This window comes from Streptomyces sp. B15, from assembly GCF_018070605.1.
In the GTDB taxonomy this organism is placed as follows: Bacteria; Actinomycetota; Actinomycetes; order Streptomycetales; family Streptomycetaceae; genus Streptomyces; species Streptomyces smyrnaeus.
Genome location: NZ_JAGPXJ010000022.1, coordinates 67,540 through 89,003 on the forward strand (window position 1 = coordinate 67,540; position 21,464 = coordinate 89,003).

Annotated in this window: 22 protein-coding genes; 12 read left to right on the plus strand and 10 right to left on the minus strand. The window is 71.0% G+C overall.

What is annotated here, in order from left to right; genetic code table 11:
* Positions 1 to 93: 93 nt before the first annotated feature.
* The 5 genes from KBY19_RS13145 to KBY19_RS13165 form a co-directional block, all read right to left on the minus strand.
* Positions 94 to 1,794, minus strand: coding sequence for a methylmalonyl-CoA mutase (locus KBY19_RS13145; protein ID WP_210965805.1), 1,701 nt, complete (start codon positions 1,792 to 1,794; stop codon positions 94 to 96).
* A 107-nt stretch (positions 1,795 to 1,901) separates the two neighbouring features.
* Complete coding sequence (locus KBY19_RS13150) at positions 1,902 to 2,240, minus strand: DUF3817 domain-containing protein (RefSeq protein ID WP_185018167.1); 339 nt, start codon at positions 2,238 to 2,240, stop codon at positions 1,902 to 1,904.
* A gap of 67 nt (positions 2,241 to 2,307) precedes the next feature.
* On the minus strand, positions 2,308 to 2,826 hold the full coding sequence (locus KBY19_RS13155) for a MarR family winged helix-turn-helix transcriptional regulator (RefSeq protein ID WP_099884330.1): 519 nt from the start codon (positions 2,824 to 2,826) through the stop codon (positions 2,308 to 2,310).
* Between the two features lie 92 nt (positions 2,827 to 2,918).
* Entirely contained in the window at positions 2,919 to 3,215 is a 297-nt protein-coding gene (locus tag KBY19_RS13160) for an MTH1187 family thiamine-binding protein (protein WP_099884328.1), read from the minus strand.
* On the minus strand, positions 3,212 to 3,610 hold the full coding sequence (locus KBY19_RS13165) for a DUF3817 domain-containing protein (protein ID WP_099884326.1): 399 nt from the start codon (positions 3,608 to 3,610) through the stop codon (positions 3,212 to 3,214). Before KBY19_RS13165 ends, KBY19_RS13160 begins: the two co-directional genes overlap by 4 nt.
* 118 nt (positions 3,611 to 3,728) lie before the next feature.
* Here KBY19_RS13165 and KBY19_RS13170 point away from each other — a divergent pair, with 118 nt between their 5' ends.
* The 4 genes from KBY19_RS13170 to KBY19_RS13185 all read left to right on the plus strand — a co-directional run bounded on the left by KBY19_RS13170 (position 3,729) and on the right by KBY19_RS13185 (position 6,429).
* A complete protein-coding gene (locus tag KBY19_RS13170) occupies positions 3,729 to 4,373 on the plus strand; it encodes an AIM24 family protein (protein WP_099884324.1) in 645 nt (214 codons plus the stop codon).
* Positions 4,373 to 5,023, plus strand: a complete 651-nt coding sequence (locus tag KBY19_RS13175) for an AIM24 family protein (protein WP_099884322.1) — start codon at positions 4,373 to 4,375, stop codon at positions 5,021 to 5,023. The genes KBY19_RS13170 and KBY19_RS13175 overlap by 1 nt, the downstream gene beginning before the upstream one ends.
* Positions 5,023 to 5,826: an AIM24 family protein gene (locus KBY19_RS13180; RefSeq protein WP_099884320.1), complete on the plus strand. Its 804-nt coding sequence runs from the start codon at positions 5,023 to 5,025 to the stop codon at positions 5,824 to 5,826. Before KBY19_RS13175 ends, KBY19_RS13180 begins: the two co-directional genes overlap by 1 nt.
* A gap of 126 nt (positions 5,827 to 5,952) precedes the next feature.
* On the plus strand, positions 5,953 to 6,429 hold the full coding sequence (locus KBY19_RS13185) for a MarR family winged helix-turn-helix transcriptional regulator (RefSeq protein ID WP_099884318.1): 477 nt from the start codon (positions 5,953 to 5,955) through the stop codon (positions 6,427 to 6,429).
* 31 nt (positions 6,430 to 6,460) lie between these two features.
* On the opposite strand, the gene KBY19_RS13190 is transcribed toward KBY19_RS13185, so the two are convergent.
* On the minus strand, positions 6,461 to 7,936 hold the full coding sequence (locus tag KBY19_RS13190) for a cell wall metabolism sensor histidine kinase WalK (RefSeq protein WP_099884316.1): 1,476 nt from the start codon (positions 7,934 to 7,936) through the stop codon (positions 6,461 to 6,463).
* The gene (locus tag KBY19_RS13195) at positions 7,929 to 8,609 is read right to left on the minus strand and encodes a response regulator transcription factor (protein ID WP_210965806.1); all 681 of its coding nucleotides are present in this window, start codon (positions 8,607 to 8,609) and stop codon (positions 7,929 to 7,931) included. The genes KBY19_RS13190 and KBY19_RS13195 overlap by 8 nt, the downstream gene beginning before the upstream one ends.
* Before the next feature lie 125 nt (positions 8,610 to 8,734).
* On the opposite strand from KBY19_RS13195, the gene KBY19_RS13200 reads away from it, so the two are divergent.
* Positions 8,735 to 9,409, plus strand: a complete 675-nt coding sequence (locus KBY19_RS13200) for a PepSY domain-containing protein (protein ID WP_210965807.1) — start codon at positions 8,735 to 8,737, stop codon at positions 9,407 to 9,409.
* A 51-nt stretch (positions 9,410 to 9,460) separates the two neighbouring features.
* On the opposite strand, the gene meaB is transcribed toward KBY19_RS13200, so the two are convergent.
* Positions 9,461 to 10,417, minus strand: coding sequence for a methylmalonyl Co-A mutase-associated GTPase MeaB (gene meaB, locus KBY19_RS13205; protein ID WP_099884312.1), 957 nt, complete (start codon positions 10,415 to 10,417; stop codon positions 9,461 to 9,463).
* A 98-nt stretch (positions 10,418 to 10,515) separates the two neighbouring features.
* The gene (locus KBY19_RS13210; RefSeq protein ID WP_185018163.1) at positions 10,516 to 11,733 is read right to left on the minus strand and encodes an acetyl-CoA C-acetyltransferase; all 1,218 of its coding nucleotides are present in this window, start codon (positions 11,731 to 11,733) and stop codon (positions 10,516 to 10,518) included.
* 135 nt (positions 11,734 to 11,868) lie between these two features.
* Here KBY19_RS13210 and mce point away from each other — a divergent pair, with 135 nt between their 5' ends.
* The 7 genes from mce to KBY19_RS13245 all read left to right on the plus strand — a co-directional run bounded on the left by mce (position 11,869) and on the right by KBY19_RS13245 (position 20,935).
* Entirely contained in the window at positions 11,869 to 12,312 is a 444-nt protein-coding gene (gene mce / locus KBY19_RS13215) for a methylmalonyl-CoA epimerase (protein WP_099884308.1), read from the plus strand.
* Between the two features lie 240 nt (positions 12,313 to 12,552).
* On the plus strand, positions 12,553 to 15,591 hold the full coding sequence (locus KBY19_RS13220; RefSeq protein WP_210965808.1) for a hypothetical protein: 3,039 nt from the start codon (positions 12,553 to 12,555) through the stop codon (positions 15,589 to 15,591).
* 125 nt (positions 15,592 to 15,716) lie between these two features.
* The gene (locus tag KBY19_RS13225; RefSeq protein WP_099884304.1) at positions 15,717 to 16,667 is read left to right on the plus strand and encodes a cellulose-binding protein; all 951 of its coding nucleotides are present in this window, start codon (positions 15,717 to 15,719) and stop codon (positions 16,665 to 16,667) included.
* 200 nt (positions 16,668 to 16,867) lie between these two features.
* Positions 16,868 to 17,920 carry an ABC transporter ATP-binding protein gene (locus KBY19_RS13230; RefSeq protein ID WP_210965809.1) on the plus strand — a complete coding sequence of 351 codons (1,053 nt, stop codon included), beginning with the start codon at positions 16,868 to 16,870 and terminating at the stop codon, positions 17,918 to 17,920.
* 2 nt (positions 17,921 to 17,922) lie between these two features.
* Positions 17,923 to 18,693 carry an ABC transporter permease gene (locus tag KBY19_RS13235; protein ID WP_099884302.1) on the plus strand — a complete coding sequence of 257 codons (771 nt, stop codon included), beginning with the start codon at positions 17,923 to 17,925 and terminating at the stop codon, positions 18,691 to 18,693.
* A 137-nt stretch (positions 18,694 to 18,830) separates the two neighbouring features.
* Positions 18,831 to 20,027, plus strand: a complete 1,197-nt coding sequence (locus KBY19_RS13240) for an ABC transporter ATP-binding protein (RefSeq protein ID WP_247690924.1) — start codon at positions 18,831 to 18,833, stop codon at positions 20,025 to 20,027.
* Positions 20,027 to 20,935: an ABC transporter permease subunit gene (locus KBY19_RS13245; RefSeq protein WP_099884298.1), complete on the plus strand. Its 909-nt coding sequence runs from the start codon at positions 20,027 to 20,029 to the stop codon at positions 20,933 to 20,935. The genes KBY19_RS13240 and KBY19_RS13245 overlap by 1 nt, the downstream gene beginning before the upstream one ends.
* Before the next feature lie 47 nt (positions 20,936 to 20,982).
* Here the strand turns inward: KBY19_RS13245 and KBY19_RS13250 are convergent, their stop codons facing one another.
* A complete protein-coding gene (locus KBY19_RS13250; RefSeq protein WP_099884296.1) occupies positions 20,983 to 21,345 on the minus strand; it encodes an ATP/GTP-binding protein in 363 nt (120 codons plus the stop codon).
* Positions 21,346 to 21,464: the final 119 nt, after the last annotated feature.

The following is a 21,464-nucleotide window of genomic DNA, read 5'->3' on the forward strand; positions in this document are numbered from 1 at the left end:
ACTTCCCGTTTGGGAAGGCTCGCGCACCGCCTTCCTGACAGCCGACGAGACGCGCGGTGGAGGCCGGAGGGCCCGGCCCCGCACCGCGCCGGGTCAGAACACCGGCGGTTCGGTGTAGGTGCCCCACTCGTCCCGCAGGGCTCCGCAGATCTCGCCCAGCGTGGCCTCCGCCCGCACCGCCTCCAGCATCGGCTCGATCATGTTGCCCTCCCCGCGCGCGGCCTCCACCAGCGTGGCGAGCGCGCCGCGTACGGCCGCGTCGTCCCGCGCGGCCCGCCGGTCGGCGAGGGACCGCACCTGCTCGCGCTCCACCTCGTGGCTGACCCGCAGGATCTCCAGGTCCCCGGTGACCGACCCGGTGTGGCAGTTGACGCCGACGACCTTCTTGTCGTTCTTCTCCAGCGCCTGCTGGTAGCGGAAGGCGGACTCGGCGATCTCGCCGGTGAACCAGCCGTCCTCGATGCCGCGCAGGATGCCGGAGGTGATCGGGCCGATCGGGTGCTGCCCGTCGGGCACGGCGCGCCGTCCGCGCTCCTTGATCTGCTCGAAGATCTTCTCCGCGTCGGCCTCGATGCGGTCGGTCAGCGCCTCGATGTACCAGGAGCCGCCCAGCGGGTCGGCGACATTGGTGACGCCGGTCTCCTCCATCAGCACCTGCTGGGTGCGCAGCGCGATCTCGGCGGCCTGTTCGCTGGGAAGGGCGAGGGTCTCGTCCAGGGCGTTGCTGTGCAGCGAGTTGGTGCCGCCCAGCACCGCGGAGAGGGCCTCTATGGCGGTGCGGACGACGTTGTTGTAGGGCTGCTGCGCGGTGAGCGAGACCCCCGCGGTCTGGGTGTGGAAGCGCAGCCACTGCGCCTTCTCGCTGGTGGCGCCGTACACGTCCCGCAGCCAGCGGGCCCAGATTCGGCGGGCCGCGCGGAACTTGGCGATCTCCTCGAAGAAGTCGAGGTGGGCGTCGAAGAAGAAGGAGAGGCCGGGTGCGAACGTGTTCACGTCCAGCCCGCGGCTGAGCCCCAGTTCGACGTAGCCGAACCCGTCGGCCAGCGTGTAGGCGAGCTCCTGCGCGGCGGTCGCCCCAGCCTCGCGGATGTGGTAGCCGGAGACCGACAGCGGCTTGTACGCGGGGATGCCGTGCGCGCAGTGCTCCATCAGGTCGCCGATGAGGCGCAGATGGGGCTCGGGCTGGAAGAGCCACTCCTTCTGTGCGATGTACTCCTTGAAGATGTCCGTCTGCAGGGTGCCGTTGAGCACGGCCGGGTCCACGCCCTGCCGCTCGGCGGCGACCAGGTACATGCAGAAGATGGGTACGGCGGGGCCGGAGATCGTCATGGAGGTGGTGACATCGCCGAGCGGAATGTCCCGGAAGAGGACCTCCATGTCGGCGGCCGAGTCGATGGCGACACCGCAGTGGCCGACCTCGCCCAGTGAGCGCGGGTCGTCCGAGTCGCGCCCCATGAGCGTCGGCATGTCGAAGGCGACGGACAGCCCGCCGCCGCCCGCCTCCAGAATCATCTTGTACCGCTCGTTGGTCTGCTCGGCGTTGCCGAACCCGGCGAACTGGCGGATGGTCCAGGTCCTGCCCCGGTAGCCGGTCGGGTAGAGCCCTCGGGTGAAGGGGAACTCACCCGGCCATCCGATGCGCTCGAACCCCGTTACGGTGTCGCCGCCCCGGGGGCCGTAAACAGGCTCGACGGGGTCGCCGCTGAGCGTGGTGAAGTCCGCGTCCCGCTTGCGCGCGGAGTCGTAGCGCTCCTGCCAGCGGCGGCGGCCTTGTGCGATGGCGTCAGCATCCATACCCCCGAATTTACTAGGACGTCCAAGTAAAAGTCGATGACCGACGGGCGGGTGTGGCCCACGACGCTCGGAGGCAGGCGCGGCCGGGCGCGGTGCCGGGACCGGTCTCAGGCGCCGACCGGAGCCGCCGTCTCGTCCTTGACCAGCGGCGCGACCTCGCGAGTGACCTTGCGCTCGACGAAGAAGGCGGCGGTGGGCACGGTGCCCGCCAGCAGCACCCAGATCTGCTTGCCCAGCGGCCACTTCGCCTTCTGGCCGAGGTCGAAGGCGAAGATCAGGTAGAGGATGTAGAGCCAGCCGTGTGCGATCCCGACCACGCTGGTGAAGCCCTCGGCACCGTCCATACCCAGCAGATACTTGCCGATCATGCCGAGCGTCAGCAGGACGAGGAGCACGGCGGTGACGTACGCCATGACGCGGTAGCGGGTCAGCACGCTTCGTTTCATGGAATCGAGCGTAACCGCCGCTCCGGTGCGATCCTTCACCACCCTGCGGCCCCCGCCGCCGGCACGCTCAGCGGCCGGGGCTCTCCGCGAAGTCCCCGGCCGCCACCCGCAGCGGGCGCAGCAGGTCGAAGATCTCGTCGAGCTGCTCGGTCTGGTAGGCGCCGAGCCCGAAGTCCATCGCCATCAGGTCCTCGGTGGCCGCGTCGCACACCGCGCGGCCCTTGTCCGTGATCGCCGCGAGGGTGCCCCGGCCGTCGTTGGGGTTGGGCCGCTTCTCCACGAAGCCCGCCGCCTGCAGCCGGTCGACGGTGTTGGTCACCGACGTGGGATGCACCATCAGCCGCTCGCCGATCTTGGACATCGGCAGCTCCCCCTTCTGCGAGAAGGTGAGCAGCACCAGCGCCTCGTACCGTGCGAACGTCAGCCCGTACGGCTTGAGCACCGCGTCGACCTCGGACAGCAGGATCTGATGGGCGCGCATGATCGAGGTGATCGCGGCCATGGACGGCACCGAGCCCCATCGCTGCTTCCAGTGCTCATCGGCACGGGCGATCGGGTCGAACGACAGACTGAGCGGCTTGGGCACCCTGAGACCCTACCGGCCGGTCAGGTGCCGGTCGAAGCCGTCCCGCTCCGCGGGCGCTCCGCTCCGGGGCCGGGCGCCTCCCGCGGCGCTGCTCAGTCCTCGCCCAGATACCGGTCGACCGTGGCGACCTTCGAGGTGAGGCCGTCGACGACGCCGGGGCGGATGTCGGCCTTCAGGACGAGCGAGACGCGCGGGGCCCGTGCCTCGACCGCCGCGACGGCCCGCCGCACCACGTCCATGCACTCCTCCCACTCGCCCTCCAACGAGGTGAACATGGCGTCCGTACGGTGCGGCAGCCCCGACTCGCGGACCACACGCACGGCGTCGGCGACGTACTCCCCCACGTCCTCGCCGACGCCGAGCGGGGTGACCGAGAAGGCGACGATCACGAGTTGACCGCGCTTGAGCCGCTGCTCACCGGCGAGGTCTGCTCCTTGCGGGCCCGCGCGGCGATGACGCCGGCCTCCTCCTCCTTGCGCAGCATCTTGTCCGCGAAGAAGCCGCCGGTGGGCAGCACGGAGAGGACGAAGTAGAGCGCGGCCCGGCCGAACGGCCACTTGATCCGGTTCCAGGCGTCGGCCCAGAAGATCACGTAGAGGATGAACAGGATGCCGTGGACGGCGCCCATCACCGGCACGGCGTTGAAGTCCGTGGTCCGCTTGAGCACGGAGCAGACCAGCAGGACGAGGAAGGAGACCCCCTCGGGCACCGAGGTGAGTCGCAGACGGCGCAGGGCGGAGACCGCCTTGGGCGGCAGGCCGCTAGGAGTTTCCAGTATGGCCACGGCAGGTCCTCAGATCGTGTGTCGTCGATCGGTTGTCGTTGTTTGTGAAGGAACGCACAAGCTCCTGCCATTGTGGCAGCCCTGCACTCGATCACGGCCCGCAGGGTAGGTTCGTCGCGTGGCTCAGTTCCGACTCGAGAGCAGCAAAGTACTGGCCGTCACGCTCGGCGGTGGCGGCGACGCGGTCAAGGCGAAGAACGGCTCGATGGTCGCCTACGACGGCGAGATGGCGTTCAAGAAGATGAGCGGCGGCGGCGAGGGCATGCGCGGCATGGTCACGCGCCGGCTCACCGGTGAACAGCTGACGGTGATGGAGGTGAAGGGGCAGGGCACCTGCTACTTCGCCGACCGGGCCGCCGACATCAGCCTCGTCCGGTTGAACGGCGAGAAGCTGCACGTCGAGGCGAGCAATCTGCTGTGCACGGACGGCGGCCTGCGTACCGGCACCAGCTTCACCGGGCTGCGCGGCGCCTCCCAGGGCAACGGCCTGTTCACCACGTCCGTGGAGGGGACCGGCCAGGCAGCGCTGATGTCGGACGGTCCCGCGGTGCTGCTGCGGGTCACCTCCGGGACCCCGCTCCAGGTGGACCCGGGTGCCTATGTCGCGCACCAGGGGAATCTGCGGCAGAGCTTCCAGACCGGGGTGAACTTCCGCACGCTGATGGGGGAGGGCTCCGGGGAGGCGTTCCAGATCCGCTTCGAGGGTGAGGGCGTGGTGTACGTGCAGCCGAGCGAGCGCAACACGCTGGGAGGAGAGGTCTGATGCCGTTCCGGGAGCTGTCCGGCAAGCTCGTCGAGGCCCGGGTGGCGCCGGGTCAGCGGATGTTCAGCCAGCGCGGCGCGATGGTCGGCTACAAGGGCGAGGTGACCTTCACACCCAACATGCAGGGCGGCCAGGGCGGTCTGATGTCGATGATCGGCCGCCGGGTGGCGGGCGAGGCCGCACCGCTGATGACGGTCGAGGGCGACGGGACCGTGATGTTCGGCCACGGCGGCCACCACGTCCAGGTGATCGACCTGGACGGTGACACCCTGTGTGTGGAGGCCGACCGCCTCCTCGCCTTCGACGGCAGCCTGCAGCAGGGCACCCTCTTCCTCGGCAGGGACGGCGGGGTGATGGGCATGGTGCGCGGCCAGGTCTCCGGCCAGGGCCTGTTCACCACCACACTGTCGGGCAAGGGCGCGGCGGCCGTCATGGCGCACGGCGGCATCATCCAGCTGCCCATCACCCCCGACCGCCCCGTCCACGTCGACCCGCAGGCGTACGTCGCGCACTTCGGCGACGTACGCAACAAACTGTCCTCGGCGCTGGGCTGGCGCGACATGGTGGGGCGCGGCTCGGGCGAGGCGTTCCAGCTCGAACTGTCCGGCAACGGGGCCGTTTTCGTGCAGGCCAGTGAGGAGAAGCTGTGATGTCCCAGCCGCAGGGGGCCGCAGGGGACGGCTACCGCGTGTACGACGCGACGACGCTGCCCGCGAACGACAACGTCAATCCCTACGCCTTCTCCGTCGAGCTGGACGGCCAGTGGTTCCTGCAGAAGGGGAAGATGATCGCCTACTACGGGCAGATCGACTTCCACGGCATCGGGCACGGTCCGCTGGACCGGCTGGTGGCGAGCAGTTTCCACTCGCCACTGCACGCCTCGGACTGGGTCGTCGCGCAGGGGCGGGGCAAGCTGCTGCTGGCCGACCGCGCCTTCGACGTCAACTCCTACGATCTGCAGGACGGCAACCTGACCGTGCGGTCGGGCAATCTGCTCGCCTTCGAGCCCTCCCTCTCGCTGAAGCAGTCGATCGTCCCGGGCTTCCTCACCCTGATCGGCACGGGCTCCTTCGTGGCCGCCTCCAACGGGGAGGTGCACTTCGTTCAGCCGCCGGTGCGGGTGGACCCGCAGGCGCTGGTCGGCTGGGCCGACTGCCCCTCGCCCTGCCACCACTACGACCACCAGTACCTCAAGGGCGTCATGGGCGGTCTGCGCGCCATGACGGGGATGGGGGGCACGTCGGGTGAGGAGCACCAGTTCGAGTTCGTCGGCGAGGGCACCGTACTGATCCAGTCCTCCGAGGTTGTCATGGCCGAGCGCGACGCCGGTGCCGTACCGCAGCAGGCGGGGGTGCCGGGCGGCGGCCAGGGCGGACAGAGCGGACAGGGCGGACAGCAGCGTCCGCAGCTTCCGGGCCAGTTCGGCAGCCTGCAGCGGCGCTTCGGCCTCTGACCCCGGCCCCGCCCTCGTCCTCGTCCTCACCCTCGGCCTCTTCAGAAGGCGAGCCGACAACGCTGCGACATCTTTGCACCACGCCGCGTAAGCACGTGTGTGCGAGCCTCGGTAAAGTCTCACGGTATGGACACCGACGACGGCACCCGTTGGCTCACCGAGGACGAGCAGCGCGCATGGCGCACCCATCTGGACGTCGGCAGGCTGCTCAGCTACCAGCTGGAGCGTGACCTGCAGCCGTTCGGGCTGACCCTCAACGATTACGAGATACTGGTGAACCTTTCGGAGTCACCCGAGCACCGGATGCGGATGACCGACCTCGCCTCCGCGACGCTCCAGTCCAAGAGCCGTCTGTCACACCAGATCACGAGGATGGAGAAGGCCGGACTGGTGCGGCGCGAGTCCTGCGAGTCCGACAAGAGGGGGCTGTTCGCCGTGCTCACGGAGCACGGCTGGGACACCATGCGCACCGTGGCCCCGCACCATGTCGCCTCGGTGCGGCGCCACTTCATCGACAGCGTCTCCCCCTCGGACCTCACCCACCTGGAGCGCACCCTCCGCCCCGTCGCGGAGAAGCTGCGCACCGAGCGGGGCCGGGTGTAGGGACCGGGCGGGCCGGGCGTCCCAGGCGCGGTCAGCCGTCGGCGAGCGGCAGCCGCAGCACGAAGCGGGCCCCGTCCCCGGTGGGGCCCTCCACCCGGAGGGACCCGCCGTGGCGCTCCGCCACGTCGCGGGCGATGGCCAGGCCCAGCCCGGCCCCGCCCTCGTCCCGGGAGCGCGCGGCGTCCAGCCGGACGAACCGCTCGAAGATCCGCTCCCGCTCCCCCTCGGACACCCCCTCGCCGTCGTCCTGGACGCTGAGGGCGAGCCCGTCGCCCTCCCTCCGTACGGCCACCGAGACCTGGGAGGCGGCATGCCGCTGGGCGTTGTCCAGCAGATTCGCCAGCACCCGTGACAACTGGCCCGCCGACCCCCGCACTTCCCCGGGCTCCAGCGCTCCCACCCGCACCGGATGCGGATCCGCCACCCGCTGGGCCACATGCTCCTGTACGAGGGCGTCCAGGGCGACCCGCCCCTCGGCGGGCCGCTCCCCCGCGTCGAGCCGGGCCAGCAGCAGCAGATCCGCGGCGAGCGTCTGGAGCCGCACGGTGTCCTCGACCGCCTCGTCCAGGTCGAGCAGTTCGGGGTGGGCCGCGGCGACCTCCAACTGGGTGCGCAGCGAGGCGATGGGGCTGCGCAACTCATGTGAGGCGTCGGCGACGAACCTGCGCTGCCGCTCCACGGACGCCTCCAGCGCGGCGAGCGTCTCGTTCGTCGTACGGGCCAGCCGTGCGACCTCGTCGCGCGCGTCCGGCTCCGGGACGCGGCGGGTCAGATCGGTGCTGGCGGTGATCGCGCTCATCTCCTGCCGGATGCCCTCGACGGGCCGCAGGGCGCGCCGGGTGACCAGCCAGGTCACTCCGGCGACGACCAGCAGCAGCACGGGCAGCCCGAACAGCATGGAGCGGGTCACCGTGGAGACGGCCTCCTGCTGGGCTCCGAGAGAGGCGCCGGAGTAGACGGTGACGGGTGTGCCGTCCATGGTGCGGCCCTGGACGGCGGCGACGTTGAACTCCTGGGTCCCGACGACGTCCTCCTTGTCGTAGGTGACCTCGCCGTCGTCGTCCACCGGGAAGGTGAGGGTCTTGGTCTCGCTGTCGGTGTCGACCTCCGCCCGGCCGTCGTCGGTGTCCGCGGCGTCGTCGGCATCTGCCCCCTCGGCGTCCCCGGCGTCCCCTGCGTCGTCGTCGGGCCGGTCGGCGCGCGAGAAGTCGGCCATCGGGCCGCGCCCCTTGAGCGGGTCGCTCGCCCCCAGGACCTTGCCGTCCGCGTCCACCACCTGCGCGGGCTCGTCTCCGTCCAGCCCGTCCACCTGTGCGACCTCGGTGTCGGGCACATCGGCGATCTGGGCGGCCGTCCCGCGGGCCGCGTTCTCCGCGTTGAGCCGAGCCGTGTCGGCGAGCCCGCCACGGAGTGTGGCCACCACGAAGAACCCCGCGGCGACGAGCGCCAGCGCCACCACGACGGTGGCACCGAGTGCGGCACGTACCCGTACCGACGCCCTACGCACGGCGGGCCCCCGCGGTGCCGTCCTCGAGCCGGTAGCCGGCGCCGCGCACCGTGCCGATCCAGCCGGGACCCAGCTTGCGCCGCAGGGCGCTCACATACACCTCGACGATGTTGACATCGCCCTCGTAGGCGAAGTCCCACACATGTTCGAGGATCTCCGTCTTGGCGACGACCTCCCCGGCGCGGACCGCCAGATACTCCACCACGGCGAACTCCTTGGCGGTCAGCTCCACCTCCCGCTCACCCACCGTGACGCGCTGCGCGGCGGGATCGACGGCCAGCTCACCGACCCGCAGGACCGCCTTGGCGCCCCGCGTACGGCGGCGCAGCAGCGCACGGACCCGGGCCAGGAGCACGACATAGGAGAACGGCTTGGTGAGGTAGTCGTCCGCACCGGTGTCCAGCCCCTCGGCCTCGTCGTACTCGCCGTCCTTGGCGGTCAGCATCAGCACGGGTGTCTCGTCGCCCGCGGCGCGCAGCGCACCGCAGACCCGGTACCCGTTCATCCCGGGAAGCATGATGTCGAGAACGATCAGGTCGTACTCGTTCTCGACCGCCATGTGCAGTCCCTCCGCGCCGTCGTGCACGACGTCCACGGCGAAGCCCTCGGCCATCAGGCCCCTGGCGAGCGACCGGGCCAGTCGCTGCTCGTCCTCCACGATCAATAGGCGCACACCGCAACCCTGCCAAATCGCGGCTGAAGAGGGCTTCAGGTAGCTTCAGCTTACGTTCAGCAATGGTCGGCCACCGTGGAGTCATCGAAAGCGAGAGCAGCGAACGACCCGAGGAGTCGAACGTCATGAAGCGCAAGGTCATCATCGCAACCGTCACCGCTGCCGCCCTGGTCGGAGGTGGTACGGCGACCGCCTTCGGGGTCGCGTCCCACGACGGCGGCACGGACGGCAAGCAGGCGTCCGCGGCGCAGTCCCGGTCGGACGTGCGCACGGTCGACCACGACGACGACCACGGTGACAGCGACGACGACCGGGGCGACGACCGCGACGGTGGCCGCGCCGACAAGGCCGAGGACACCGGCGCCGCCGACGTCTCCCTCGACCGTGCGGCCCGCGCGGTGCTGAAGGAGGTCCCCGGCAGCATCACCGAGCTGGAGCTGGACACCGACGGCGACCGGCTCGTGTGGGAGGCCGACGTCCTCGGCAAGGACAGCAAGTGGCACGACGTGCACATCGACGCCACCAAGGGCGACGTCCTCAAGAACCGGGTCGACACCCGCAAGGACGAGGACCGCTCCGTCGTCCGCCACGCCAAGCTGGACGCGGCCGAGGCCGGCAAGAAGGCCGCCGAGGAGACCAAGAGCTCCGTCACCTCCGTCAGCCTGGACGACGACGGCCGGGACAAGGGCCAGTGGGAGGCGGACGCGGTCGACAAGAAGGGCAAGGAGCACGAACTCACCCTCGACGGCACCTCCGGCAAGGTCCTGCACCACGAGACCGAGCAGGGCGACGACGACTGAGGGCCGGAGCCCTCCGCCCAAGCGCCATCCTCACCCGTCCGGGTCAGGGCGTCACCCCTCGGTGACGCCCTCGACCAGTTCGTCGGCCGCCGTGTACGGGTCCAGCGTCCCGCCGACCACACGCTCGGCGAGCGCGTCGAGCCTTTTGCCGCCCCGCAGCTCGCCGATGCGCCGGCGCAGCGTGGTGACCGCGATGGTCTCGATCTCCTTCGCGGCCCGCGCCGCACGGCGCTCGGCCAGCACCCCCCGCTCCTCCATCCAGCCGCGGTGCTTGTCCAGCGCCGCGACCATCTCGTCCACGCCCTCGGCGCGGGCGGCCACCGTCTTGACCACGGGGGGCCGCCAGTCGCCGGGCTTGCGGGCCTCACCGAGACCGAGCATGTGGTTCAGCTCGCGCACGGTGGCGTCCGCGCCGTCCCGGTCGGCCTTGTTGACGACGTAGACGTCACCGATCTCCAGGATTCCGGCCTTCGCCGCCTGGATACCGTCGCCCATACCCGGCGCGAGCAGCACCACGCTGGTGTCGGCCTGCGCCGCGATCTCCACCTCGGACTGCCCGACGCCCACGGTCTCGACCAGCACCACGTCGCACCCGGCCGCGTCCAGCACCCGGATCGCCTGCGGCGCTGCCCAGGCCAGGCCGCCGAGGTGGCCCCGGGTGGCCATCGAGCGGATGTAGACCCCCGGGTCCGAGGCGTGCTCCCCCATCCGGACCCGGTCACCGAGCAGCGCACCGCCCGAGAACGGCGAGGACGGGTCCACCGCGAGCACCCCGACCCGCCTGCCCTGCGCCCGGTACGCACTGACCAGCGCCGAGGTGGTGGTGGACTTGCCGACCCCCGGGGAGCCGGTCAGCCCCACCACATAGGCGTTGCCGCAGTGCGGGGCTATGGCCGCCATGGCCTCGCGGAGCTGGGGAGAGGCCCCCTCGACGAGGGAGATCAACCGCGCCACCGCGCGGGGCGCCCCCTCCCGGGCCCGCGCCACCAATGCTGCGACATCCGCCATCTCAGACCGCTTCCTCTCTCAGGGCCGTGGCCCTCGCCCCTCGGCCGCCGTGCCGGCGGGGCGCCGCCGGGTGACCTCTCCTGCCTCGGTGCCCGCTGCTACGGGACGCGGATGATCAGGGCGTCACCCTGCCCACCGCCGCCGCACAGGGCCGCGGCACCCAGGCCGCCCCCGCGACGCTTCAGCTCCAGCGCGAGGTGGAGCACGATACGCGCCCCGGACATGCCGATGGGGTGCCCCAGGGCGATGGCCCCGCCGTTCACGTTCACCTTTTCGGGGCCGACTTCGAGGTCCTTCATTGACTGGTGCGCCACGGCTGCGAACGCCTCGTTGATCTCGATCAGGTCGAGGTCCCCCACGGCGCGCCCCTCCTTCTTCAGCGCGTGCTGAATGGCGTTGGAGGGCTGGGACTGGAGGGAGTTGTCGGGGCCGGCGACGTTGCCGTGGGCGCCGATCTCGGCGATCCACTCGACGCCGAGCTCCTCGGCCTTGGCCTTGCTCATCACGACGACCGCCGCGGCACCGTCGGAGATCTGCGAGGACGACCCCGCGGTGATCGTCCCGTCCTTCGCGAACGCGGGCCGCAGCTTGCCCAGCGACTCGGCGGTCGAGTCGCCCCGGATGCCCTCGTCCTCGGAGAAGAGCACCGGCTCGCCCTTGCGCTGCGGAATCTCGACGGGAGTGATCTCCGCGGCGAAGAGGCCGTCGCGCTGCGCGGCGGCGGCGCGCTGGTGGGAGCGCGCAGCGATCTCGTCCTGGACGTCGCGCGGAATGCCCAGCCGGGTGTTGTGCTTCTCGGTGGACGCGCCCATGGCGACGCCCTCGAAGGAGTCGGTGAGGCCGTCGTGCGCCATGGAGTCGAGCACCTCCAAAGCGCCGTACTTGTAGCCCTCGCGGGACTTGGGCAGCAGGTGCGGGGCGTTGGTCATGGACTCCTGACCACCGGCGACGACGACGTCGAACTCGCCCGCACGCACCAGCTGGTCGGCGAGCGCGATGGCGTCGAGTCCGGAGAGGCACACCTTGTTCACGGTCAGTGCCGGGACGTTCATCGGGATGCCGGCCTTGACCGCCGCCTGGCGCGCGGGGATCTGACCGGCGCCGGCCTGGAGCACCTGGCCCATGATCACGTACTCGACCATGTGTCCGGCGTTCCCGCCGATCCCGGCCCGCTCCAGTGCCGCCTTGATGGCGAACCCTCCCAAGTCCGCACCGGAGAAGGACTTCAGCGAGCCGAGCAGCCGCCCCATGGGCGTACGGGCGCCCGCGACGATCACGGAGGAGGTGGTGCTGCTGCTGGAGGAGGTGGCAGTCATGAGGAGTTCCCTTCCGAGGGGAAGTTAACGAGGGTTACCACTCAAGATACTGAGCGGTACCAGCCCGGGTCACCGGTCGGTGAGTGTGACCGTGCGCACGTTGCGTAACCGCACTCGGAGCGCTGCACTGTTCCCATGCTGACGCGTATCGACCACATCGGAATCGCCTGCCGGGACCTCGAAGCCACCGTCGATTTCTACTCTCGCACCTATGGCTTCCAGGTGTTCCACACCGAGGTCAACCAGGAGCAGGGCGTTCGCGAGGCCATGCTGCGGATCAACGGCACGGACGACGGCCAAGCGTCCTACCTCCAGCTGCTGGAGCCCATCCGGGAGGACTCGGCGGTGGGCAAGTGGCTGGCCAAGAACGGCGAGGGCGTCCACCACATCGCGTTCGGCACCCAGGACGTGGACGGCGATGCGGAGGTCATCCGCGACAAGGGCGTCCGCGTCCTGTACGACGAGCCCCGCCGGGGCTCCATGGACTCGCGGATCACCTTTCTGCACCCGAAGGACTGTCATGGGGTGCTCACCGAACTGGTGACCTCGGCAACACCCGGCGACCAGCACGCGCACTGACCCCACGCCCCATGAACCACAGCGCCACCAACGGACCACTGACGTCGGCTTCCAGGCCCGGTAGAGTGGGCATTCGGCCGGGGCGGGCCCTCCCCACCCGTTACAGAGATCTCCGGGCTGGGGGCTCGGTCCACGTTCCGCCGATGATCTGACACCATTTCCGGGAGACGTGTCCAACCAAGTCCGGGGAGAGGGCTCGGATCATCTCCACGACTACCAGGGGACGGATGGGACCGCGCAGTGCGGGGCTACGACCGCTACGAGGCTGACGATCACCTCTCGCAGTTCGAGGCCGAGATGGAGCGGCTGAAGAAGGAGCGGGAGAAGGCCGTCGAGCATGCCGACGACCTCGGCTACCAGGTCGAAGTGCTGCGCGCCAAGCTGCACGAGGCGCGCCGCGCCCTGGCCACGCGCCCGGCGGGGTACGACAACCTCTCCCACCAGGCCGAACAGTTGCTCCGCAACGCCCAGCTGCAGGCCGACCAGATGCGCGCCGACGCCGAGCGGGAGCTGCGGGAGGCGCGCGCCCAGACCCAGCGGCTGCTCCAGGAGCAGGCCGAGCAGCAGTCGCGGCTGGAGGCCGAGCTGCACGCCGAGGCGGTACGCCGCCGCCAGCAGCTCGACCAGGAGCTGGCCGAGCGCCGCGCCACGGTGGAGAACCACGTCAACGAGAACGTGGCATGGGCCGAGCAACTGCGGGCCCGCACCGAGCAGCAGGCGCGTCGGCTCATGGAGGAGACCCGGGCGGAGGCCGAGCAGTCCCTGACCCGTGCCCGGGCCGAGGCGCAGCGGCTCACGGAGGAGTCGCGGCAGCGGCTGAACGCGGAGGCCGAGCAGGCCCGCAGCGAGGCCGAGTCGATCCTGCGGCGGGCCCGCGCGGACGCGGAGCGGCTGCTGAACGCGGCCTCCACACAGGCGCAGGAGGCCACCGACCACGCCGAGCAGCTGCGTACCTCCACCGCCGGCGAGGTGGAAACCAGCAGGCGCGAGTCCGCCGAGCTGGTGCGCCGCGCCGAGGAGCGGATGCGCGAGGCCGAGGAGGCCCTGCGCGAAGCCCGGCAGAAGGCGACCGACAAGCTCCAGGAGGCCGAGGAAGAGGCCGGCAAGCGGCTCGCGGACACCGAGTCGGAGAACGAGCAGCGCACCCGTACGGCCAAGGCCGAGGTGGCGCGGCTGGTCGGCCAGGCCACCAAGGACGCCGAGGCGATCAAGGCCGAGGCGGAGCAGCTGCGCGAGGACGCCAGGGCCGAGGGCGAGCGGATGATCGCCGAGGCCCGGGAGAAGGCCCGCACCACCACCGCCGAGGAGTCCGCGAACCAGCTCGCGGAGGCGGCCCGTACGGCGGAGGACGTGCTCAACCGGGCGTCCGAGGAGGCCAAGGCCACCACGAAGTCGGCCGCCGAGGAGGCCGAGCGGCTGCGCCGGGAGGCCGAGGAGGAGGCCGACCGGCTGCGGGCCGAGGCACACGATGTGGCCGAGCAGCTCAAGGGCGCCGCCAAGGACGACACCAAGGAGTACCGGGAACGGACGGTCGAGCTCCAGGAGGAGGCGCGCAGGCTGCGCGGCGAGGCCGAGCAGCTGCGGGCCGAGGCGGTCGAGGAGGGCGAGAAGATCCGCGGCGAGGCCCGCCGCGACGCCGTCCAGCAGATCGAGGAGGCCGCCAACCGCGCCGAGGAGCTGCTGGGCAAGGCCAAGGCCGACGCCGAGGAGACCCGTACGGACGCCGCCACGGAGAGCGAGCGCGTGCGTACGGAGGCCATCGAGCGGGCCACGGCGCTGCGCAAGCAGGCCGAGGAGGCGCTGGAGCGGGCCCGTGCGGAGGCCGAGGAACTGCGCACGCAGGCCGAGGAGCAGGCCGAGCAGACCCGCGAGGAGGCGGAGGAGGCCGCGCGGCGCACCCGCGAGGAGGCCGAGCAGGCGGCCCGCGAGCGCGAGGCCGAGGCCGAGGCGGAGGCGACGCGGCTGCGCGAGGAGGCCGAGGCCAAGCTGGCCGAGGCCGAGGCCGGTCTGACCGAGGCCCGCGCGGAGGCCGAGCGGGTCCTGGACGAGGCCCGCGAGCAGGCCGCGAAGAAGCGCGGCGAGGCCGCCGAACAGGCCGACCAACTCCTCGCCAAGGCCCAGGAGGAGGCCGACCGGGCCCGTACCGAGGCCCAGCAGTTCAGCGAGGAGACCCGCACCGAGGCCCAGCAGTTCAGCCGGGAGACCCGCGCGGAGGCCGAACAGTTCAGCGAGGAGACCCGCGCCGAGGCCGAACGGGTCAGCGGCGAGCTGCGGACCAAGGCCGAGCGGTTCAGTGAGGAGACCCGCACCGAGGCCGAGCGGATCGGCGAGGAGGCCCGCGAGGAGGCCCAGCGGCTGCTGGACGAGGCCCGCGAGCAGGCCGCCGCCAAGCGCGGCGAGGCCGCCGAACAGGCCGACCAACTCCTCGCCAAGGCCCAGGAGGAGGCACTGCGTACGCAGGCCGCCGCCGAGGAGCAGGCCGACTCCATGGTCGGTGCCGCACGCTCCGAGTCGGAGCGGCTGGTGACCGAGGCGCGGGCCGAGGGCCGGGAGCTGGTCGAGAAGGCGCGCTCCGACTCGGACACCATGCTGGAGGAGGCGCGCAGCGACGCCGGCGCGATCCGCGAGCGCGCCGAGGAGCTGCGTACCCGCATCGAGACGGAGGTCGAGGAGCTGCACGAGCGGGCCCGCCGGGAGGCGGCCGAGGCGATGCAGTCGGCGGGCGAGCGCTGCGACAAGCTCGTACAGGCTGCCGAGGAGCAGCTGGCGGAGGCGCGGGCGAAGGCGGAGGAGATGCGCGCGGATGCCGACGCCGAGGCGGGCAAGGTGCGGATCGCCGCCGTCAAGAAGGCCGAGGGCCTGCTCAAGGAGGCCGAGCAGCGGAAGGCCGCGATGCTGCGCGAGGCGCAGCAGGTACGGGACGAGGCGACCGAGGAGGCACAGCGCACGGTCGAGGCCGGGCAGCACGAGCTGGATGTGCTGATGCGGCGCCAGGAGGACATCAACGCGGAGATCTCCCGCGTGCAGGACGTGTTGGAGGCGCTGGAGTCGTTCGAGACGCCGGGGGCCGCGTCAGCGACCCAGGCGGGCTCCGGCAACACCGATTCCGGTTCTGATTCCGCTTCGGGCTCCGGCGGCGGATCCGGCTCCGGCGGCGGGTCGGGGCGCGGCTCGGGGACCGGCAAAAAGGGCGGACGTGACACCAGTGCAAAGGGTGGTGTGACAGCGGGCGTTGGCGCTGGTACAACTCGTTCGAGTGGCAAGAGTTCGGAGAGTTAGCCACTCGAATGAGGGCACATTCTCCAGATCAAACCCGCATAAGCTCGATGACACGCCGCTTCGGCCCCTAGGATTCCCTCTATCACTCCCCCGTCTGATAACCCGTCTGACTCGACAGGAACCCCATGAGCGACACTTCCTCCCCCTTCGGCTTCGAGCTCGTGCGGCGTGGCTACGACCGCGGGCAGGTGGACGACCGCATCACGAAGCTCGTCGCCGACCGTGACAGCGCCCTGGCCCGTATCACCTCTCTGGAAAAGCGCATCGAGGAACTGCACCTCGAAACGCAGAATGCCCAGGCTCAGGTCAATGACGCCGAGCCGTCGTACGCCGGGCTGGGCGCCCGAGTCGAGAAGATCCTCCGTCTCGCGGAGGAAGAGGCCAAGGACCTGCGCGAGGAGGCCCGTCGCGCCGCCGAGCAGCACCGCGAGCTCGCCGAGGGCGCGGCGCAGCAGGTGCGTAACGACGCCGAGGCGTTCGCCGCCGAGCGCAAAGCGAAGGCCGAGGAAGAGGGCTCCCGCATCGTCGACAAGGCGAAGAGCGAGGCCGCTTCGCTGCGCAGCGAGGCGGAGAAGGACGCCCAGTCCAAGCGCGAGGAGGCCGACACCCTCTTCGAGGACACCCGCGCCAAGGCGGCTCAGGCGGCGGCCGACTTCGAGACCAACCTCGCCAAGCGGCGCGAGCAGTCCGAGCGCGATCTGGCCTCCCGTCAGGCGAAGGCCGAGAAGCGGCTCGCCGAGATCGAGCACCGCGCCGAGCAGCTGCGCCTGGAGGCCGAGAAGCTGCGTACGGACGCGGAGCGCCGCGCCCGCCAGACCGTCGAGACCGCACAGCGCCAGGCCGAGGACATCGTCGCCGACGCCAACGCGAAGGCCGACCGGGTGCGCAGCGAGTCCGAGCGCGAGCTGGCAGCGCTCACCAACCGCCGCGACAGCATCAACGCACAGCTCACCAACGTGCGCGAGATGCTGGCCACGCTGACCGGCGCCGCCGTGGCGGCCGCGGGCCAGCCCGGCGAGGAGGTCGCGGACGAGGAGGCCGCCGGCCGCTCCGTGCCGGCCCAGCAGTCCCGCTGACCGGCCGCTCGGGGCAACTGCGGGGCTCCGCGCAGCGCGTCTCCCCGTGCACCGACCTCTCCCGTCGCAAGGAGATACCTCCGCCGCGGTGGGGATGTGGCGGGCCGCACCACACGGTGCGGCCCGTTTCGCATGTGCGGGTGATGTGCGGATAATGCGCACAAGTGGCGAGTGCGCGGGCAGGCCCTTAGCGTCGAAGAATGATCGAGCTGGAAGACCTCACCAAGCGGTACGGCGACAAGCTCGCTGTCGACGGTCTCAGCTTCACCGTACGTCCGGGTACGGTCACCGGCTTCCTGGGCCCGAACGGCGCGGGCAAGTCGACGACCATGCGGATGGTGCTCGGCCTCGACGCCCCGACCCGGGGCGATGTGCGTATCGAGGGCAAGCACTACGGGGAGCTGCGAGAACCGCTCAACAGTATCGGTGCGCTGCTGGAGGCCAAGGGCGTCCACGGCGGCCGCAGAGCTTACGACCATCTGCTGTGCCTGGCGCAGTCCAACGGCATCCCCGAGCGCCGGGTGGGCGAGGTGCTGGAGATGGTGGGCCTGCAGGAGGTGGCCCGCAAGCGGCCCAAGGGCTTCTCGCTCGGCATGGGGCAGCGGCTCGGGATCGCCGCCGCGCTGCTGGGCGACCCGCGCATCCTGATGTTCGACGAGCCGGTCAACGGCCTCGATCCGGAGGGCATCCACTGGATCCGCAATCTGATGCAGCAGTTGGCCCGGGAGGGCCGCACGGTCTTCGTCTCCAGCCATCTGATGAGCGAAATGGCACAGACCGCAGAGCACCTGGTCGTCATCGGCCAGGGCAAGCTGCTGGCCGACACCTCGATGTCGCAGTTCATCGCGGAGAACTCCCGTACGCATGTACGGGTCCGCACTCCTGAGCCGGAGCGGATGCGGGACGTGCTCGTCGAGGCCGGTCTCAGGCCGGTCACCGGAGGGGACGGCGCCCTGGAGGTGGACGGCGGGGAAGCGCCGCGGATCGGTGAGCTCGCCGCCGCGAACGGGGTGGTGCTGCACGAGCTGAGCACCCAGCGGGCCTCACTGGAGGAGGCGTTCATGCGGCTGACGGCCCAGAGCGTCGAGTACCACGCCTACGCGCCCGGTGCTGACGGCACGCAGCTGCCGCAGACGCCCCCGGGCACCGCCCCACCGCCGGGCGGCACGGCGCCACCGGCGCAGCCGGGGCAGCCGGGGCAGCCGGGGCAGGCACCCCCCGCCTGGGGCGAGGACTGGAAGAGGGGGCGTTGAGAATGAACCACACCACCCGGGTACTCAAGTCCGAGTGGACGAAGGTCCGCTCCGTACGCTCCACCGTCTGGACACTCGCCACAGCGCTGATCGTCTCCGTCGGTCTGGGCGCGCTGATCTGCGCGGTGACCGCCTCCACGTTCGACGACATGTCCACCGGGGACCGGCTCACCTTCGACGCCACCTACACCAGCTTCGCCGGTATGGGCCTCGGGCAGCTGGCGATGATCGCGTTCGGGGTGCTCATCGTGTCGGCCGAGTACAGCACCGGCATGATCCGCAACTCACTGGCCGCGGTGCCCCAGCGGAGCACGTTCCTGTGGTGCAAGGTGCTGATCGCGGGCGTACTCGTGCTGGTCGTCGGCATGCTCACCAGCTTCTGCGCGTTCTTCCTCGGCCAGGCCCTGCTGGGCTCGCACGGGGTGGGCATCGGCGATCCGGGGGTGCTGCGCGCCGTTGTCGGCGGCGGCCTGTACATGGCGCTGATCGCCATGTTCGCCGTCGGGATCACCTTCGTCCTGCGCAGTCCGCTGCTGGCGTTCGCGATCCTGATGCCGTTCTTCTTCCTGATCTCCAACATCCTCGGCAATGTGGAGGCCACCAAGAAGGTCGGCCAGTACCTCCCGGACCAGGCGGGCACGACGGTGATGGCCGTGGTGCCGGAGACACTGGACCGCCCGTACGGCCCCTGGGAGGGGCTGTTGATCATGGTGGCGTGGACGGCGGCCGCACTGGTGGCGGGCTTCATCGTGCTCAAGAAGCGGGACGCCTGAGCCGCACTTCCCCACGATTGTCCAGGAAGGCGGCTCCCCCTCGGGGGGGCCGCCTGATGGAACCGATTCGGGGCCCCGTAGCCTCCTAGGCCATGTCCGGGGGCGAACGAGCCCCGAACTGCGTCCAAGGGCAAAGGATGATCGAGGCGTACGGCCTGACGAAGCGCTACGGCGCCAAGACGGCCGTGTACAACCTGTCCTTCCAGGTGCGGCCGGGGGCCGTGACCGGGTTTCTGGGGCCCAACGGCTCCGGGAAATCGACCACGATGCGCATGATCCTGGGGCTGGACACGCCGACGTCCGGCCGGGTGACCGTGGGCGGCCACGCTTTCCGCGGCCTGCCCAACGCACCCCGCCAGGTCGGTGCGCTCCTCGACGCGAAGGCCGTGCACGGCGGTCGCAGCGCACGCAACCATCTGCTCTCCCTCGCCCAGCTGTCCGGCATTCCGGCCCGCAGGGTCGATGAGGTGCTCGGCGTCGTGGGCCTCCAGGAGGTCGGCAAGAAGCGCTCCAAGGGCTTCTCGCTCGGCATGGGCCAGCGCCTGGGGATCGCGGCCGCGCTGCTCGGCGACCCGCAGGTGCTGCTCTTCGACGAGCCGGTCAACGGCCTCGACCCGGAGGGCATCCTGTGGGTCCGCAACCTGATGCGGCGACTGGCGAGCGAGGGCCGCACGGTCTTCGTCTCCAGCCATCTGATGAGCGAGATGGCGCAGACCGCCGACCACCTCATCGTCATCGGACGCGGTCAGTTGATGGCCGACATGTCCGTGCAGGAGTTCATCGAGCGCAACTCCGTCGGGTTCGCCCGGGTGCGCACCCCGGACACCGAGCCGGAGCAGCGCGAGAAGCTGATCGTGGCGCTGCAGGAGGCCGGCGGCCAGGCACAGCCCGAGAACGACGGCGCCCTGCGCGTCACCGGGCTGCCGCTGCCGCGCATCAGCGACCTGGCGCACAGCGCGGACGTCCGGCTGTGGGAACTGTCGCCGCATCAGGCCTCCCTCGAAGAGGCGTACATGAGGCTCACCCAGGGCTCGGTCGACTACCGCTCGACGACCGACATGCGCGCGGGGCTGCAACAGCCCACCGGCGCCCCGGGAATGGCGGTGCCCGGCACGGTACCGCCGCAGGCGGCGCCGGTACCGGGGGCGGCTGCGCAGATGCCGCCGGCCCCGCAGGGCAACCCGTACGTGGCCCAGCAGCCGGTACCGCAGCAGGCGCCCCCGCCGGGCGTTCCGGAGGGCGGCACGCTCCAGATGCGTGCGCAGCAGCCCCCGGCCGGCGCCGCCGGCAGCAGCACGAGCAGCACCACCAAGAACGAAGGCGAGGACGCCTGATGAGCACCCAGCAGTACGAGGGCCAGGCGGCTGGGCAGGCGAACTGGCCGAACGGCATCGCCCCCTACAACTCGCCCATCCCGATGGCGCGTACCCACCTCGGTCACGCGCTCGTCTCGGAGTGGACCAAGATCCGCACCGTCCGCTCCACGGTGTGGACGCTCAGCGTGATGTTCGTGCTCGTCGTCGGTATCGGCCTGCTGACCGCCATGGCGCTGAGCGGCGACGACTACACCGGGATGCCGCTGCTCTCCAGCGGCCTGTTCGGGCTCATGCTGGGCCAGCTCTGTGTGATCACCCTCGGTGTACTGGTGGTCACCTCCGAGTACGGCACCGGCATGATCCGCACCACCCTCACCGCCTGCCCGCAGCGGGGACGGGTGCTGCTGGCCAAGGCCGTGGTCTTCTTCGTGCTGGCGTTCGTGATGACGACGCTGGCCTGCACCCTCACCGCGCTGATCAACTCCGCGCTGCTGAGCGACCAGACGCGTCCCTCGTACGTGAGCGACAGCAACTTCGGCGGGTCCTTCGAAGGAGGGAAGCTGGTCGCCTCCGGCGGCGAGTGGCTGGGCGCCACCGTCGGAGCCGGGCTCTATGTGGCCCTGCTCGGGCTGCTGTCGCTGGCGGTCGGCGCACTGCTGCGGCACTCGGCGGGCGCGATCACCACCATGATGGGCGTTGTCCTGCTGCCGCTGGTGATGGCGCTGTTCATGGCGGGCGAGGCCCTGAAGGACGTCCGCGACTTCCTGTTGGAGTACTCCCCGCTCAACGGGCTCGCCTCCCTCTACCGCATCCCCATGAGCGAGGACCAGGACGCCACGGGCTGGCCGCTGCTCGGCGGCCTGGCCGTCGTCACGCTGATCGTCCTCGGGGTGGCCTACGCGCTGCTGCACAAGCGCGACGTGTAGCGGCGGGGGTCACCGCACGGGGCGGCGGCGGCCGACCGGCCCGGCCCTCAATAGCGCGGCGCGTTACGGGACCGCTGGAGTCTGGCACTCCGGCGGTCCCGTGCGTTCCAGCAGGCGCGGTGCCAGTGCCGACGGTCGGCCACATCGCCCTCCAGGGGCCAGGCGACGACGTGCGGGACGCCGGGTGGAATCTCCTGGTCACAGCCGGGGCACCGGTAGTGCTTGACCGCCGCGCCGCCGCTTATCTGGCGGACCGCCCACTCCTCGCCCCGCCAGTCCTCGGTGCGCTCCAGGCCGTAGCGCTCCCGCTCGCCGCGCTCCTCACCACCGCGCCGCCCCCCGGAGCCGGTGCGGGCGGCCTTGGCCGAGTTGACTGCGCCGCTGCGGGAGCGGTTACGACGCGGGGACACGTGGGCACCTCGGAGGGTCGACGGCGGTGGACGGGCTGGCGGCCGCCCGCAGCACCGCCCGGCAGCGCGAGTGACGCCCCGGGGTGCGTGCGGCGCGGCGGCCGTACGCGTTCCAGCCT